Annotated in this window: 15 protein-coding genes; 9 read left to right on the top strand and 6 right to left on the bottom strand. The window is 68.5% G+C overall.

The window, feature by feature from the left end:
* The first annotated feature begins 30 nt into the window (after positions 1-30).
* From ACP26O_RS05090 to fumC, 3 genes are all read left to right on the top strand, one after another.
* Entirely contained in the window at positions 31-249 is a 219-nt protein-coding gene (locus ACP26O_RS05090; protein ID WP_175664050.1) for an RNA-binding S4 domain-containing protein, read from the top strand.
* A 128-nt stretch (positions 250-377) separates the two neighbouring features.
* Positions 378-1,766: a multidrug efflux MATE transporter NorM gene (norM, locus tag ACP26O_RS05085; protein ID WP_011656317.1), complete on the top strand. Its 1,389-nt coding sequence runs from the start codon at positions 378-380 to the stop codon at positions 1,764-1,766.
* 141 nt (positions 1,767-1,907) lie between these two features.
* Entirely contained in the window at positions 1,908-3,302 is a 1,395-nt protein-coding gene (gene fumC / locus ACP26O_RS05080) for a class II fumarate hydratase (protein WP_175664051.1), read from the top strand.
* A gap of 57 nt (positions 3,303-3,359) precedes the next feature.
* Here the strand turns inward: fumC and ACP26O_RS05075 are convergent, their stop codons facing one another.
* Both ACP26O_RS05075 and ACP26O_RS05070 read right to left on the bottom strand, forming a co-directional pair.
* A complete protein-coding gene (locus ACP26O_RS05075; RefSeq protein ID WP_011656315.1) occupies positions 3,360-3,872 on the bottom strand; it encodes an acyl-CoA thioesterase in 513 nt (170 codons plus the stop codon).
* Positions 3,873-4,014: 142 nt separating this feature from the next.
* The gene (locus tag ACP26O_RS05070) at positions 4,015-4,155 is read right to left on the bottom strand and encodes a hypothetical protein (protein ID WP_006753078.1); all 141 of its coding nucleotides are present in this window, start codon (positions 4,153-4,155) and stop codon (positions 4,015-4,017) included.
* A 174-nt stretch (positions 4,156-4,329) separates the two neighbouring features.
* Here ACP26O_RS05070 and ACP26O_RS05065 point away from each other — a divergent pair, with 174 nt between their 5' ends.
* A complete protein-coding gene (locus ACP26O_RS05065) occupies positions 4,330-5,037 on the top strand; it encodes an ArsR/SmtB family transcription factor (RefSeq protein WP_175664052.1) in 708 nt (235 codons plus the stop codon).
* A 162-nt stretch (positions 5,038-5,199) separates the two neighbouring features.
* Complete coding sequence (locus tag ACP26O_RS05060) at positions 5,200-7,803, top strand: DUF6600 domain-containing protein (protein WP_175664053.1); 2,604 nt, start codon at positions 5,200-5,202, stop codon at positions 7,801-7,803.
* Positions 7,804-7,911: 108 nt separating this feature from the next.
* Here the strand turns inward: ACP26O_RS05060 and ACP26O_RS05055 are convergent, their stop codons facing one another.
* Entirely contained in the window at positions 7,912-8,883 is a 972-nt protein-coding gene (locus ACP26O_RS05055; RefSeq protein ID WP_126227378.1) for a thymidylate synthase, read from the bottom strand.
* Between the two features lie 42 nt (positions 8,884-8,925).
* Complete coding sequence (locus tag ACP26O_RS05050) at positions 8,926-10,323, bottom strand: sigma-54 dependent transcriptional regulator (RefSeq protein WP_012363373.1); 1,398 nt, start codon at positions 10,321-10,323, stop codon at positions 8,926-8,928.
* Between the two features lie 464 nt (positions 10,324-10,787).
* Between ACP26O_RS05050 and ACP26O_RS05045 the strand changes: the two genes are divergently transcribed.
* Together ACP26O_RS05045 and ACP26O_RS05040 are read left to right on the top strand one after the other, a co-directional pair.
* The gene (locus ACP26O_RS05045; RefSeq protein ID WP_425100705.1) at positions 10,788-11,156 is read left to right on the top strand and encodes a hypothetical protein; all 369 of its coding nucleotides are present in this window, start codon (positions 10,788-10,790) and stop codon (positions 11,154-11,156) included.
* Between the two features lie 282 nt (positions 11,157-11,438).
* Positions 11,439-11,939 carry a dihydrofolate reductase gene (locus ACP26O_RS05040; protein WP_006753184.1) on the top strand — a complete coding sequence of 167 codons (501 nt, stop codon included), beginning with the start codon at positions 11,439-11,441 and terminating at the stop codon, positions 11,937-11,939.
* Between the two features lie 88 nt (positions 11,940-12,027).
* On the opposite strand, the gene pmbA is transcribed toward ACP26O_RS05040, so the two are convergent.
* On the bottom strand, positions 12,028-13,398 hold the full coding sequence (gene pmbA / locus ACP26O_RS05035; protein ID WP_011656307.1) for a metalloprotease PmbA: 1,371 nt from the start codon (positions 13,396-13,398) through the stop codon (positions 12,028-12,030).
* A gap of 130 nt (positions 13,399-13,528) precedes the next feature.
* Here pmbA and yjgA point away from each other — a divergent pair, with 130 nt between their 5' ends.
* Positions 13,529-14,131, top strand: coding sequence for a ribosome biogenesis factor YjgA (gene yjgA, locus ACP26O_RS05030; protein ID WP_012363370.1), 603 nt, complete (start codon positions 13,529-13,531; stop codon positions 14,129-14,131).
* Positions 14,115-14,723: a molybdopterin adenylyltransferase gene (gene mog, locus ACP26O_RS05025; RefSeq protein WP_105833462.1), complete on the top strand. Its 609-nt coding sequence runs from the start codon at positions 14,115-14,117 to the stop codon at positions 14,721-14,723. Before yjgA ends, mog begins: the two co-directional genes overlap by 17 nt.
* Before the next feature lie 34 nt (positions 14,724-14,757).
* Here the strand turns inward: mog and orn are convergent, their stop codons facing one another.
* Positions 14,758-15,378, bottom strand: coding sequence for an oligoribonuclease (gene orn, locus ACP26O_RS05020; protein WP_011656304.1), 621 nt, complete (start codon positions 15,376-15,378; stop codon positions 14,758-14,760).
* Positions 15,379-15,427 lie beyond the last annotated feature (49 nt).

Raw genomic sequence — 15,427 nt, 5'->3', positions numbered from 1 at the left:
TCCTCCCGCGCATCGCGCGCCTCCTTCGTCATGCCCAATCTGGATTTCACGCTGACCGGCGACTACGTCGAACTGCACAACCTTCTCAAGATCACCGGTCTCGCCGACAGCGGCGGCACCGCGAAGATGTTCGTCGCGTCCGGCGCGGTGAAAGTCGACGGCGTGGTCGAGCTGCGCAAGACCTGCAAGATCCGCGCGGGCCAGGTGGTGCTGTTCGGCGATACGCGGATCGCGGTGCACGACGCATAGCCGTTCCCCTGACCGTGGCATGGCCATCAGCGCGCGCGTTCGACACCGTTCGAATAAAGCCGTAAGCTAGCTGTCTCTCAAAATAAATACAGACAGCGCGGGCCCGCACCCGCGCGAGCGCCCATTCCATGTCGCATTCCGGTCTTACGCGGACGGCCGCCGCGCCGCCCTCCCTGTCCAGTCATGCCGCCGATACCGCGCGCCTCGCCGCGCCGCTCGCGATCGCACAGCTCTCGCAGATGGCGATGAGCGTCACCGACACGGTGCTGCTCGGCTCGCTCGGCCCCGATTCGCTCGCGGCGGGCGGCCTCGGCGCGAACTACTTCTTCGTCATCGTGACCGTGCTGCAAGGCGTGCTGTCGTCGGTCAGCGTGAGCGTCGCGCATGCGCGCGGCGCGCAGGCGGAGCACCGCGTGCCGCACATCTACTGGACCGGCTTCGTACTGTCGTTGCTGCTCGCGATTCCGGCGATCGTCGCGCTGTCGCTGTCGGAGCCGATCCTGCTGATGTTCCACGAGCCGCCGACGCTCGCGCATCACGTCGGCGAATACACCGGCATCCTGCGGTTCGCGGCGCTCGGCAGCCTGATCGGCGTCGGGCTGATGCGCGCCTTTCTCCCCGCGATCGGCGCCGCGCGGCGGCTGCTGTGGGTGTCGATCGGCGGTGTCGGTGTCAACGCCGTGCTGAACTACGGGCTGATCCACGGCGCATTCGGCTTGCCGCGGCTCGGCTTCCTCGGCTCCGCTGTCGCGACGACCATCACGATCTGGCTGACCGCGCTCGCGCTGATCTGGCTGCTGCACGGCCGCGAGCGGTTCCGCCATTTCGTGACCGCCGCCCGCCCGAAACTGCCCATGATGGGCGAGCTGATCGGCATCGGCTGGCCGGTCGCGATCACGTACGGGGTCGAATCGACGCTGTTTCTGGCGACGGGCCTGACCGTCGGCGTGCTTGGCGCGACGTCGCTCGCCGCGCACCAGATCGCGCTGAACGTCGCATCGCTCGCGTTCATGGTGCCGCTCGCGATCGGCCAGGCCGCGAACGTACGGGTCGGCTACTGGGTCGGCGCCGGCGAGCCGGTCGCCGCGCGGCACGCGGGCTTCGTCGCGCTCGGCCTCGGCGTCGCATTCATGTCGCTGTCGGGGCTCGTGCTGATCGTCGCGCCGCATGCGATCGTCGGCCTGTACCTGCACCTCGACGACCCGGCCAACGCGGCGACCGTATCGCTTGCCGCGTCGCTGCTCGGCATCGCCGCGGTGTTCCAGATCGTGGACGGGATGCAGACGGTCGCGTCGGGCGCGCTGCGCGGGCTGCGGGATACGCGCATCCCGATGCTCGCGGCCACCCTCGGCTACTGGGGCATCGGCTTCCCGACCGGTTACTGGCTCGCGTTCCACGCGGGCCTCGGCGCACGCGGCCTGTGGTGGGGGCTCGCGGCCGGCCTCGCCAGCGTCGCCGTGCTGATGGCCTGTCGGTTTCACATGAAGACCGCGTCGCTCATCGCGTCGGCGCGCTGAGCGCGACACGACGCGAATTCGCGGCCGGCGCTATGCTTGTCGGCTGAAGACCCAAGACGCCGCGCCAGCGGCGCGCCTGCCTCACGATACGCCCGACGCCGCGCGACGCGCGGCCTTTCCCCTTCCCAAGAGGAGTGCATCATGAACGAAGCAGTTCGGATGGAACGCGACACATTCGGCGAGATCGCCGTGCCGGCCGACCGGCTCTGGGGCGCGCAGACCGAGCGCTCGCTGCAGAATTTCCGGATCTCGACCGAGAAGCAGTCGCCCGAGCTGATCCACGCGCTCGCGATCGTCAAGCGCGCCGCGGCCGCCGTGAACCAGTCGCTCGGCGTGCTGGCCGACGACAAGGCGCGCGCGATCATCGACGCGGCCGACGAGATCATCGCGGGCAAGCACCCGCGCGAATTCCCGCTCGCCGTGTGGCAGACGGGATCCGGCACGCAGACCAACATGAACCTCAACGAGGTGATCGCGAACCGGGCGAGCGAGCTGCTCGGCGGCGAGCGCGGCGAAGCGCGCAAGGTCCATCCGAACGACGACGTGAACCGCGGCCAGTCGTCGAACGACGTGTTCCCGACCGCGATGCACGTCGCGGCCGCGTACGCGATCGTCAACCACCTGCTGCCCGCGCTGCGCACGCTGCGCACGACGCTCGACGCGAAGTCGAAGGCCTTCGCCGACATCGTGAAGATCGGCCGCACGCACCTTCAGGACGCGACGCCGCTTACGCTCGGGCAGGAATTTTCCGGCTATGTCGCGCAACTCGACCAGAGCGTGCGGCACGTCGAGTCGGCACTGCCGCACCTGTACGAGCTCGCGCTCGGCGGCACCGCGGTCGGCACCGGGCTGAACGCGCATCCGGAGTTCGCGGTGCGTGTCGCCGACGAGATCGGCCGGCTGACGAAGCTGCCGTTCGTGACCGCGCCGAGCAAGTTCGAGGTGATGGCCGCCGCCGACGCGCTGGTGTTCGCGCACGGCGCGCTGAAGACGGTCGCGGCCGGCCTGATGAAGATTGCCAACGACGTGCGCTGGCTCGCGAGCGGGCCGCGCTGCGGCCTCGGCGAACTGTCGATTCCGGAAAACGAGCCGGGCAGCTCGATCATGCCGGGCAAGGTGAATCCGACGCAGTCGGAAGCCGTGACGATGCTGTGCTGCCAGGTGTTCGGCAACGACGTCGCCGTGAACGTCGGCGGCGCCAGCGGCAACTTCGAGCTGAACGTGTTCCGCCCGATGATCGCGCACAACGTGCTGCAGTCGGTGCGGCTGCTCGCCGACGGCGCGCAAAGCTTCAACGATCACTGCGCGGCGGGCATCGAGCCGAACCGCGCGCGCATCGACCTGCTGCTGAACGAATCGCTGATGCTCGTGACGGCGCTCAATCCGCACATCGGCTACGACAAGGCCGCGCAGATCGCGAAGAAGGCGCACAAGGAAGGCACGACGCTGAAGGCCGCCGCGCTCGCGCTCGGCTACCTGACCGAGGCGGAATTCGATGCGTGGGTGCGACCCGAAGAGATGATCGGATCGCGATAATCGCGGGTGTGACGCGATGACGCGACGGGCGCGGCGCGAACGCTGCGCCCGTTACCGTCAGACGGTGCCCTTCGCCACTTCCTCGGGCTTCATCTCGACGATCTTGTCGAGCGCGGCGCGCACGTCGGCCGCATATTTCGCGAGGATCTTCTGCTCGTCGGTCTCGGGCACGAACGGCGGCACCGGCACTGGGTTGCCGTTCTCGTCGACCGCGACGAAAACGACGAGACAGTCGGTCGTCTGACGCAGCACGCCCCCCTTCGGATCGCCGGCATGCACGGACACATGGATGTGCATGCTGGTGCGGCCCGTCGCGACGACGCGCGCCTTCAGCTCGACCAGGTTGCCGACGAGGATCGGACGCTGGAAGCGGATGTTGCCGACGCTGACCGTCACGCAATAGCGGCTCGACCAGACTGCCGCGCACGCATACGCGACCTCGTCGATCCACTTCATCAGCGCGCCGCCGTGCACCTTGCCGCCAAAGTTCACGGACGACGGCTCGGCGAGGAAGCGGAATACGGTTTCGGTGCGGTCCAGGGCGGCCGGTACGGGGGACTGTGGGGACATCGTGGTAGCTCCAGGCGGCGGGGTACTGCAATCGGCGCATTATACGTTGCACTGCGGCAACCCGTGGCTGGGCCGCCGCTCGGTCGCGACCGCACGCGCACCCGCACGTCGACCCGGCATCGGAACAGGAAACCGGCGCCCGTCAGCGGCGCACCGTGATTCCCTGATCGATCGTCCCGTACATCTCGAGGCTGCCGCCCCGCTCGCCGGCGGCGCCCGCGCCACCCTGCGCACAGGCCGCGCATACTAACGCGGCCGCCAACAGGCAGAAAATCGTCTTCATCGTTGCATCGTGTCGCATCCGGCGGCCCACTGCCGCCGCGTCCGGCCATTCTACGCGTGCGCGGCCGGCGACCGCGGCTGGGCGCCCCGCCGCATCCGACATTTCATCCGGACGCGAAACATCGAATGTGCGCAGCGCCTACACTGCTGTCATTGCGCCTGACGAGAAACGACGATGACCGATCAAGACGACCACCACTTTCCGGGCCTGAGCCGGATCGGCGCACTGCTCGCCGATCCGGGACGCGCCGCGATGCTATGGGTGCTGATGGACGGCAGCGCGCGGCCGGCCGGCGAACTGACGATGATCGCGGGGCTGTCGCCGTCCGCGGCGAGCGCGCACCTCGCGCGCCTGACCGAAGGCGGCCTGCTCGCGCTCGACGTGCGCGGCCGGCACCGCTATTACCGGCTCGCGTCGGCCGACATCGCGGCGTCGCTCGAAGCGCTCGCGAACGTGGCCCGGGCGGCCGCGCCGAACCGTCCCGTGCCGCCGCCGGCCCGCACGGTGCCGGCCGAGCTGCGCTACGCGCGCACCTGCTACGACCACATGGCCGGCGAACTCGCGGTCCGCATCTTCGACGGGCTCACCGCGCGCGGCTGGCTGCACGCGGACGGCGATGCGATCGAGACCACCGAGCTCGGCACGCAAGCCCTCGCGCGCTGGGGCATCGACGTCGCGCAGCAGCGCACGCGCCGGCGCCGCTTCGCATGCGGCTGCCTCGACTGGAGCGAACGGCGTGCGCATCTCGGCGGCGCGCTGGGCGCGGCCCTGCTCGACAGCTTCTGCGCGCACGGCTGGATCGAACGCACGGCGCGGCCGCGCGTGCTGCGCGTCACCGTGCCCGGACGGCAGGTTTTCGACAACTGGCTTACGTCCGCTTGACACGCGGATTGCGACCGGACGACAACGGCGCGCGACGGACAGGTTTTGTTACATCGCGTGCCATTCGACTTACAAAACACCGAGCACGGAAACAGGCCGAGCGGATATCGTGAACTCGACGGCACGAATCGACGCGCCGCAATAACGACGAAGACGCTCAACATGGCTCCCCTGTTCACGCTCAAGCGAACCGCCCGCTGCACCCTGCTCGCGTTCGCCGCGCTGGCGACCCTGCCTTCCGCATTCGCGCAAGCGACACAGGCCGCGCCGTACGCGGCCGCCGCCCGGCAACCGGGCGGCGATCCGCCGAGCCGCGTCGCCCGGCTCAACTACATGTCGGGCGCCGTGACGACGGAGCCGGCCGGCAGCGATACATGGTCATACGCCGCCGTGAACCGGCCGCTGACGACGGGCGACCAGCTGTGGAACGACGCCGGCGCGCGCTCCGAGCTGCACATCGGCTCGACCGCTGTGCGACTCGGCGAATCGACGAGCCTGTCGGTTCTGAACCTCGACGACACCACGACGCAACTGAAGGTCGGCCTCGGCACCGTCTCGACGCACGTGCGCGACCTGCCGCCCGGCGGGTCGTACGAAATCGATACGCCCAATCTCGCGCTCGGCCTCACGGGCCCCGGCGACTATCGCGTCGATGTCGCGCCGAACGGTGCGAGCACGACGGTCACCGTGCGCAGCGGCAGCGCGACCGTGTACGGCAGCAACGGGCAGTATCCGCTGTCGCCCGGCCAGCAGGTCGTGTTCACCGGCACCGACCTGCAGGTCGCGCAGCAATCGGCCGCGCCGGCCCCCGACGCGCTCGACCAGTGGGCCGCCAGCCGCGATGCGGCCGAGCAGCGCTCGGTATCGGCCCGCTACGTGTCGCGCGACATTCCCGGCTACCAGGATCTCGACGCGAACGGGACGTGGCGCGAGACCCCGAACTACGGTGCGGTCTGGGTGCCGAACGACACGCCGGCCGACTGGGCGCCGTATCACGACGGTCACTGGATCTGGCAGGCGCCGTGGGGCTGGACCTGGGTCGACGACGCACCGTGGGGCTTCGCGCCGTACCACTACGGCCGCTGGGCCCATGTGGACGACAGCTGGGCGTGGGTGCCCGGCCCGGTGGCCGTCAGCCAGCCGCCCGCCTATGCACCCGCGCTGGTCGCGTTCGTGGGCGGCGGCAGCGGTCCCGACTGGAGCGTCGCGCTGACGGTGGGCGGCGTCGCCGCAGCCGGCTGCGCATGGTTCGCACTCGGCCCGGGCGAAGCGTGGCATCCCGGCTGGGGCGGCTGGAGCCCGCATTACTACGAACGCGTGAACCGGAACATCGTGGTGAACAACGTCACGGTGAACAAGACCGTGAACGTGACGAACATCACCAACATCACGAACATCAACAAGACGTACGTGAACTTCCGCGCGCCGCACGCGATCACGGCCGTGCCGGCGTCCGCATTCGTGCACGGCCAGCCGGTCGCGCACTTCTCGCAGCACGTCGATCCGCAACAGTGGCGCAACGCGCACGTGATGCCGGGCACGCCCGGCATTGCGCCGGTACGCCAAAGCTTGAACGGCGGATTGCGCACGGCCAGCTACCGGCCGCCGGCGGCGGTCGGACAGCACCCGTTCGTCGCGACGCGCAATCCGGCGGTGCCGGCCGCGTATCGCGATCAGGCGGCCGTCCATCTCGCCCGGCAGGGCGCACACGTGCCGGGCGCGGGCGCGCCGATCGCGAGAACCAGCGTGCCGGCCGACTATACGGCTCGCCCGGTCCGTATTCCGGGCAATCCGAAAGCCGGTGCGTGGGCGATGCGCAACGTGCAGCTCGTGAATCCGCACGGCCCCGTCGTGCAGCCGGCGCACGCGCCGCGCGAAGGCCAGCCTGCGCTCACACAGGCGGCCCGGCCGGGCGCGCCGACGCCGGTCGTGCCAAATGGCGCGCGACCGATGAACGCCCAAGCCCCCAATGCGCCGCGCTTCGCCAACGGCGCGATGCCACCAGCGCCGGGCAATTCGGCTCCGCATCAGGCCTTGAGCCCGGGTAATGGCGTCCCGCACCCGCCGACGGCCGGCAACGAGCCGACCCGGCACGACAACGCGCATGCAGCCGCGGCGCCCGCCCCGGTCTGGATGCAGCCGCACACGCCGATGGAGCGTCAGCGCCCGACGCCGCCGAGCGCCCTCCACGCGGCGGGCCAGAATGCGCTGCCGCCCGTGCGCAGCGCGGCGGCGGTCCCGCATCCGGACGGCACGCCCGGAATCCAACCCGGCGGCCATCAGGAAGCGCCGCGCGCGCGGCCGCAACCGCGGCCCGACACGACCGCGCAGATTCCGCAGCCGCATCCGCGCCCCGATTTCCCGACACCGGCCCAGCCAGCGCAGCCGCGTCCGGAGCGCGCTGCGCCGGCGCCGCAGCCGCGCCCCGACTTCGCGCAACCGGCACCGCACCGCGAAGTCGCACCGCCGCACGTGAACGAGTACCGGCCGCCCGCGCCCGCGGCGCATGACATCCCTCGACCGCAGCCGCAGGCCCCGCGGATGGAGCCGCGACCGTCGATGCCCGCGCCGCACATGGAGCCGCGACCGTCGATGCCCGCACCGCACATGGAGCCACGGCAGTCGATGCCGGCGCCGCACATGGAACCCCGCCCGTCGATGCCCGCACCGCATATGGAACCGCGGCCGCAACCGGCGCCCCACGTCGAGGCGCCGCGCCCGAGCAACCCGCCGCCCGGCGGCCACGACGAACGACGCCATCAGTGACCGTCGCCCGATGAAACAGAAAGGCCCGAGCCGGCAGGTGCCGTTCGGGCCTTCGACATCGTGCCTGATGCGGGTCGCGTCACCCGCGCCGCCGGCGACCGCCGGTGCTCAGACCGCCATCGGCGCGGTCAACGGCTCATGGTGCCGGTAGCCGACGAGCGAGAAATCGGACGGCTCGATCTGCTCGAGCCATTCGGGTGCATACACGCCCGTCTTCGCGTAATCGGGCACGCGTTCGGCGATCTCGAGCCGCGGGCTCTCGTACGGCTCGCGCGTGAGCTGCTGCTGCAGCATGTCGAGCTGGTTCTCGTAGATGTGCGCATCCCCGATGAAATACGTGAACCAGCGCGGCGTGTAGCCCGTCAGCCGGCCGACGAGCGCCAGCAGCGCGGCGCCTTCCGTCAGGTTGAACGGCGTGCCGAGGCCGACATCGTTGCTGCGGATGTACAGGCACAGCGAAATCTCGCGCTTCGTGACGTTCGGCAGGAACTGGTACAGCAGATGGCACGCGGGCAGCGCGATCTGGTCGAGCACGGCCGGATTCCATGCGTGAAACAGGATGCGACGGTCGGCCGGGTTCTCCATGATCGTATCGAGACACTGGCGCAGCTGATCGATCGCCTTGTACAGCAGCACCTTCGGCGCACCGTCCTCGTCGAAGCGCGTGACGATCCGGAAACCGCGGCGCGTCGCGTCGGCGATCTGCGCGTCGGCGCCCGCGTCGAGCACCTTGTAGCCGGGCCACTGGCGCCATTGCACGCCGTACACGTCGCCCAGGTCATCGACGCCCTGGCGGTACGGGTTCGCGAGCCACTGCGCGTTGTCGTTCGCGTTCGCATCCCACACCTTGCAGCCGAGCGCGCGGAACTCGGCCGCGCTGCGCGACGCGCGCAGGAAACCGACCAGTTCGCCGATCGCGGACTTGAACGCCAGCTTCTTGGTCGTCACGGCCGGGAAGCCCTGCTGCAGGTCGAACCGCAGCATCGCACCGGGCATGCTGATGGTGCGGATGCCCGTGCGGTTCTCCTGCCAGGTGCCGGTGTCGAGGATGGTGCGAACGAGGTCGAGGTACTGTTTCATGCGGGTTCCTTCGGCCGCGAGGGCGGCCGTCACCCGCCAATTTTAGCAAGCGTGACGCGGAACCTCCGGCGCCGGCGCCGAAAACCCTGCCAGCGTGTCGCCGCGATCGCGCATGCCATGCGCGCACATCAGCCTGTACAGCGTGACGCGCGACACCCCCAGCTCACGCGCCGCATCGGCAAAACGGCCGCGATGACGCAGCAGCGCCTGCTCGATCGCCTGCCGCTCGGCCGCTTCCCGCGCCTCGGTGAGCGAGACGGGCGCCAGTATCGCGAATTCGTGGAGCTCGAGATCGGCTGCGGTAATCATCCGGCCCTCCGACATCACGATCGCGCGGCGCACGCGATTGATCAGCTCGCGCACGTTGCCCGGCCACGAATAGCCGTACAGCGCGGCGATCGCGTCCGGGGAGAAGCCGCGCAAGCGACGATGCGCATCGCCCTTGAAACGCTCGAGCATGTGGCGGGCGAGCACCTCGATGTCCTTGCCGCGCGCGCGTAGCGGCGGCTCCTCGATCTTCAGCACGCACAGACGATGGAACAGATCCTCGCGGAACCGCCCTTCGCGCAGCGCCGTTTCCATGTCCACATGCGTCGCGCAGATCACGCGCACGTCGACCGGCACCGATACATGCGCGCCGAGCCGCTCGATCTTGCCTTCCTGCAGGAACCGCAGGAGGCTCGCCTGGCTCTCGAGCGGCAGGTCGCCGATTTCGTCGAGAAACAGCGTGCCGCCGTTGGCAGCCTCGACGCGGCCGATCTTGCGCTGGTTCGCGCCCGTAAACGCACCGCGCTCATAGCCGAACAGTTCGGCTTGCAGCAGCGTCGACGGAATCGCACCGCAGTTGATCGCGACGAACGGCGCGTGCGCGCGCGCCGAGCGCTCGTGAATCGCGACGGCCGTCAGCTCCTTGCCGGTACCCGATTCACCGGAGATGAACACCGGCGCATCGGTGGTCGCGACGCGCCGGATCGTCCTGAAAAGGCCGAGCATCGCATCGCAGGTGCCGACCATCTCGCCTTCGGTACGCCCGGCGCCGACCGGCGACGCCACCGGGTCGGTCAGCGCGATCATGCCGTGCGCGTGGCCGACGGTCTCGACGATGCGCGACGTCTCGTACGGCATCGTCACGTAGTCGAAGCAATAGTCACGGATGAGATGGCGCAACGTGGCGTCCTGCAACTGGCCACGCCGGGTCGCCGCGATCCAGCCGATGTGCTGGATGCTCAGACACGCTTCGAGTTCGCGCAGATCTGCGGGCCTGAAACCCGGCGAGAAATCGAGCAGGCCAGCGGATGCCACGCCGTGCTGCACGACACGCCGCAAGTCGCGTGCGCTTTCCGCGAGATCGACACACCATCCGCATTCATCGAAATGCCCGCGCAACGCGTCGTTCGGCTCGCGCGAGAAATAGATCACATGCCGCTGCTCGGCTCCCATATACCCACCCCGTTCATCAACCGTCTAACGATTGCCGCACGTGCGAAGTCACGTGCAAAAGGATCGAACCGGGTCAGCCGAAGCCGCTCGATTCGCCATGCCGATGCGCGGCAACGACAGAGCCTCGCATGATGGCGCTTATCTCGCGTCCAGTTATTTTTTGATCAACACAGCTTATTGAGTTATAGGCGCTGAATACGACAAACGGATTGCAGCGCGAATGGGCGAGCGGCCGAATCGCTCAGCGGTCGACGTTCATCAATCATCTGCACAGAACACTTGCGCAGCGACCCGTACCTGCATCGACACACGCGCCGATTTTCATCCTTGCAGCGTATCGATTGAATCCGCAGTATTCCCAAGCCCCATCGTTTCAAGCCTGAAACATTTTCCGGCACTTTCGATCGCGATTCACAACGCGCGCTCCTGAGTCGCAGGCGCGATAACGCTTGCGGCGCGATGGCATGCATTTCGCTGAATTCATCACAGATCGGGAGCACGCGACCATGCGCAAACTCATTTTGCTTTCTTTCCTGCAGACAACGTTTGCGCTCTCCGGCGCGCTCCCGTTCATGTCGATACGTGCAGACGAATGCGTGACGCCCGCACATGCAGCGCTGCTCGTCGGCAGTGCACCCAGCATGCAACGGGACAACGGCTTTGGCATCGTGCCCGTAGCGGTGCCGCAACCGCATTCGGCCGACAAGGCATCGGTGACGCTGTGGGATGAAATCGCTCCGCGGTCTCCGTTGCCGATACCAATCCCTGCGCCGCGGCCCGGCCACGTGCAGCATGCGATGGCAGGGCATGCCCGCAACGGCACGGTGCAATGATATGCATGCGATACCGCGCACCCGAAATTGCCAAGGAATCCATATTGAATTGATGCGCGGCAGACAATCACGATCGCGCCCGGCGTCGTCGACGTAACGATGCGAACCGTTTTTGTGTCCGTCCCCCGGCGGGCACTCTTTTTATTCTGGACGTCGCGATGCGAACGCCGCAGTGCATACGCGCCGGCACGGCGAATGTGCCGGCGCATCCGCGCGAAGCCGGCGCGCGCCGCCGTTCCGGTAGAATCGGCGCCATTCCGGTTCTCCTCTTCCCCGACCTTCATGACGACGTTGACCCTGATCGTCGCGCGTGCCCGCAACGGCATCATCGGCCGCGACAACCAGTTGCCCTGGAAACTTCCTGAAGACCTCGCATTCTTCAAGCGCACGACGATGGGCGCGCCGATCGTGATGGGCCGCAAGACCCACGAGTCGATCGGCCGGCCGCTGCCGGGCCGCCGCAACATCGTCGTCACGCGCGACGCAGCGCGCCGCTTCGACGGCTGCGACACCGTCACGTCGCTCGCCGACGCGCTCGCGCTCGCCGCGCGTGACGGAGCGGCCGAAGCATTCCTGATCGGCGGTGCGCAGCTCTATGCGGAAGGCCTCGCGCTCGCCGACAAGCTGATCGTCACAGAGATCGACGCAGACTTCGACGGCGATGCGTCGTTTCCGGCGCCGGATCCCGCGCATTGGCACGAAGTGTCGCGCGAACCGCATCAGGCCGCCGCGCCGAACACGTTCGGCTATGCGTTCGTCGTCTACGCGCGCAAGCGCGACTGACCGACACGCGGCACGCGATAAAAAAGCCCGACCGGCTCACTCGCGCCGGTCGGGCTTTTGCGTTTCCTGGCGGCCGATGCCGCGCCGCTTACTGCCCGGCGATCGTCATCTGCTCGATCAGCACCGAGCCCGTTTCCTTCGTCCCGCGCACGATCGAATCCGCGCCGATCGCGACGATATGCCGGAACATCTCCTGCAGCGTGCTCGCGACGGTGATTTCCTCGACCGGATACTGGATCACGCCGTTCTCGACCCAGAAGCCCGCCGCCCCGCGCGAATAGTCGCCGGTCACGTAGTTCACGCCCTGCCCCATCAGCTCGGTCAGCAGCAGGCCCGTGCCGAGCTTCTTCAGCATCGCGTCGAAGTCGTCGCCCGGCTGCGTGTCCGAGCTGCGCAGCGCGAGGTTGTGCGAGCCGCCGGCGTTGCCGGTCGTCTGCGTGCCGAGCTTGCGTGCCGAATAGGTCGACAGGAAGTAGCCTTCGACGACGCCGTCCTTGACGACGCTGCGCGCACGCGTGCGCACGCCCTCCTCGTCGAACGGTGCGCTGCCCATCGCGCGCGGCACGTGCGGATCCTCGACGACCTGGACGTGCGGTGCGAACACCGGCTTGCCGAGGCTGTCGACGAGGAACGACGTCTTGCGATACAGCGCGCCGCCGCTGACGGCCTGCACGAACGCGCCCAGCAGGCCGGCCGCGAGCGGCGCCTCGAACAGCACGGGTACCTTGCGGGTGTCGAGACGGCGCGCGCCCATCCGCGCGAGCGCACGCTCGGCCGCGTAGCGCCCGACGGCTTCCGGCGCCGCGAGATCGACCGCGCTGCGCTTCGACGAATACCAGTCGTCGCGCTGCATGTGGCGACCGCTGCCCGCGATCGGCGCGCAGGCGATGTAGTGACGCGAGTACGGATAGCCGGCGAGGAAGCCGCGCGACGTCGCGAGCACGAACTGCGAATGCTGCGCCGACACGCTCGCGCCTTCCGAGTTGCGGATCTGCGGGCTGACCGCGAACGCGGCGTCTTCCGCGCGGCGGGCGAGCTCGACGGCCTCGTCGGCCGACAGCGCCCACGGGTGATACAGGTCGAGGTCGCGCGGGTCGGTTTCGAGCAGCTCGGCCTCGGCGAGGCCGGCCGCGTCGTCCTCTGCCGTGAAGCGCGCGATGTTGTACGCGGCGGCGACGGTATCCTTGATCGCGGCCGGCGAGAAGTCCGACGTGCTCGCGTTGCCGCGCTTCTTGCCGATGAACACCGTCACGCCGACCATCTTGTCGCGGTTGTGTTCGATCGTCTCGACCTCGCCGCGGCGCACCGACACCGACAGGCCGTCGCCTTCGGAGATTTCGGTGGCGGCGTCCGTCGCGCCGAGCGCCTTCGCATGGCGGAGGATGTCGGAGGCAATTTCTTTGAGCTGGTCCTGCGTGTGCGGGAAATAGCGCGCTTGTACGTCGAGATTGGCTGCCATCGTCGTCTTGGTATCCGGTGGCGGGCGGGCGCCCGCATGGTCAAAATGTTACGTATCCCGCGATCATAGCAAGGTCCGGCGCCGGGCACAGACAAGCTTGGGGTGTCCGCACCGCGATACAATGCCGCCCATGACACGCAAAACCCGAATCCAGCCGATCGAGCATGCCGCCGAAGTCGACGACAATGGCTACGATCGCCCCAGCAAATCCCAACTGAAGCGCGAAATGCACGAGCTGCAGGTGCTCGGCCAGGCGCTCGTCGATCTGCCGAAAGACGCGCTGAAACGCATGCCGATGCCCGAAAGCCTGTCGGACGCCGTCCGCGAAGCGCGCCGGATCACCGATCACGAAGGCAAGCGCCGCCAGCTCCAGTACGTCGGCCGCGTGATGCGCACGCTGACCGACGACGAGACGGCCGCGCTGCGCACCGCGCTCGACGCGCAGCGCGGCGTGAACAAGGCCGCGACGGCCCGCCTGCACTGGATCGAGCGCACGCGCGACCAGTTGCTCGCCAACGACGACGCGCTGACCGAATTCCTCCGCCAGCACCCCGACGCCGACATCCAGGAAGGCCGCACGCTGATCCGCAACGCGCGCAAGGAAGCCCAGCAAGGCAAGCCGCCGCGCTATTTCCGCGAGCTGTTCCAGTGGATCAAGACCGCAAGCGGCACGCCAGGCGGGGATGACGAAGCGGCCGACGAGGCCGGGGACGACCATGACGACGAAGCGTAACCACCCGGACGAGCTCGTGGTCGGCCTCGTGTCGATCAGCGACCGCGCGAGCACGGGCGTCTACGAGGACAAGGGCATTCCGGCGCTGCAGGAGTGGCTCGCCGGCACGCTGGTGTCGCCGTGGCGCGCCGAAACGCGCCTGATCCAGGACGACGCGCCGACGATCTCCGCCACGCTGACCGAACTCGTCGACATCGCCGGCTGCGATCTGGTGCTGACGACCGGCGGCACCGGCCCCGCGCGCCGCGACGTGACGCCGGAAGCCACGCTGGCCGTGGCAACGAAGGAAATGCCGGGATTCGGCGAACAGATGCGGCAGATCAGCCTGAATTTCGTGCCGACCGCGATCCTGTCGCGGCAGGTCGCGGTGATCCGCGAGACGGCCGACCACGCGGCGCTGATCATCAACCTGCCCGGCCAGCCGAAGTCGATCCGGGAAACGCTCGAAGGGCTGCGCGACGCCGACGGCAAGTCGACCGTGCCCGGCATCTTCGCCGCGGTGCCCTACTGCATCGACCTGATCGGCGGCCCGTACATCGAGACCGACGCCGCGGTGGTCGCGGCGTTCCGGCCGAAGAGCGCGCGGCGCTGAGCCTGTAGCGAGCGCCGGGTGCGTGCCGGCCCGCTCAGGCGGCCGGTGCGGACTCGCCTGCCGGCGCCGACGCGGCCGGAATCAGGAAATGTTGGCGGTAGTACTTCAGCTCGTCGATCGACTCGTGGATGTCCGCGAGCGCCGTGTGCATCGCGCGCTTCTGAAAACCCTTGTAGATCGCGGGCTGCCAGCGGCGGCACAGCTCCTTGAGCGTGCTGACGTCCAGGTTGCGGTAGTGGAAGAACCGCTCGAATTCCGGCATCCAGCGCGCCATGAAGCGGCGATCCTGGCAGATCGAGTTGCCGCACATCGGCGACTTGCCGGGCGACACGTACTGCGCGAGGAACGCCTGCAGCTGCGCGGCGGCGTCCGCCTCGGTCACGGTCGACGCGCGCACGCGATCGATCAGCCCCGAACGGCCGTGCGTCGACTTGTTCCAGTCGTCCATCTTCGCGAGCGTTTCGTCGCTCTGGTGGATCGCGAACACGGGGCCTTCCACCGCGATGTCGAGGGTGGAATTGGTGACGACGACCGCGATTTCGATGATGCGGTCGTTATCCGGGTCGAGGCCCGTCATCTCCATGTCGAGCCAGACGAGGTTCAACTCGTTGCGCACGAGCGCGGGCTGGCTGGCGGAAGCGGCGGTATCGGTCATGAGTCATCCTGGAAAATGGCGGACGGCGGGCGGCATCGCGTAAGCGGGC

It is taken from the genome of Burkholderia sp. R-40, assembly GCF_049942845.1.
Lineage (GTDB): Bacteria > Pseudomonadota > Gammaproteobacteria > Burkholderiales > Burkholderiaceae > Burkholderia > Burkholderia ambifaria.
The sequence above is the reverse complement of the archived record's forward strand: the minus strand, read 5'-3'. Positions and strand labels throughout refer to the sequence as shown.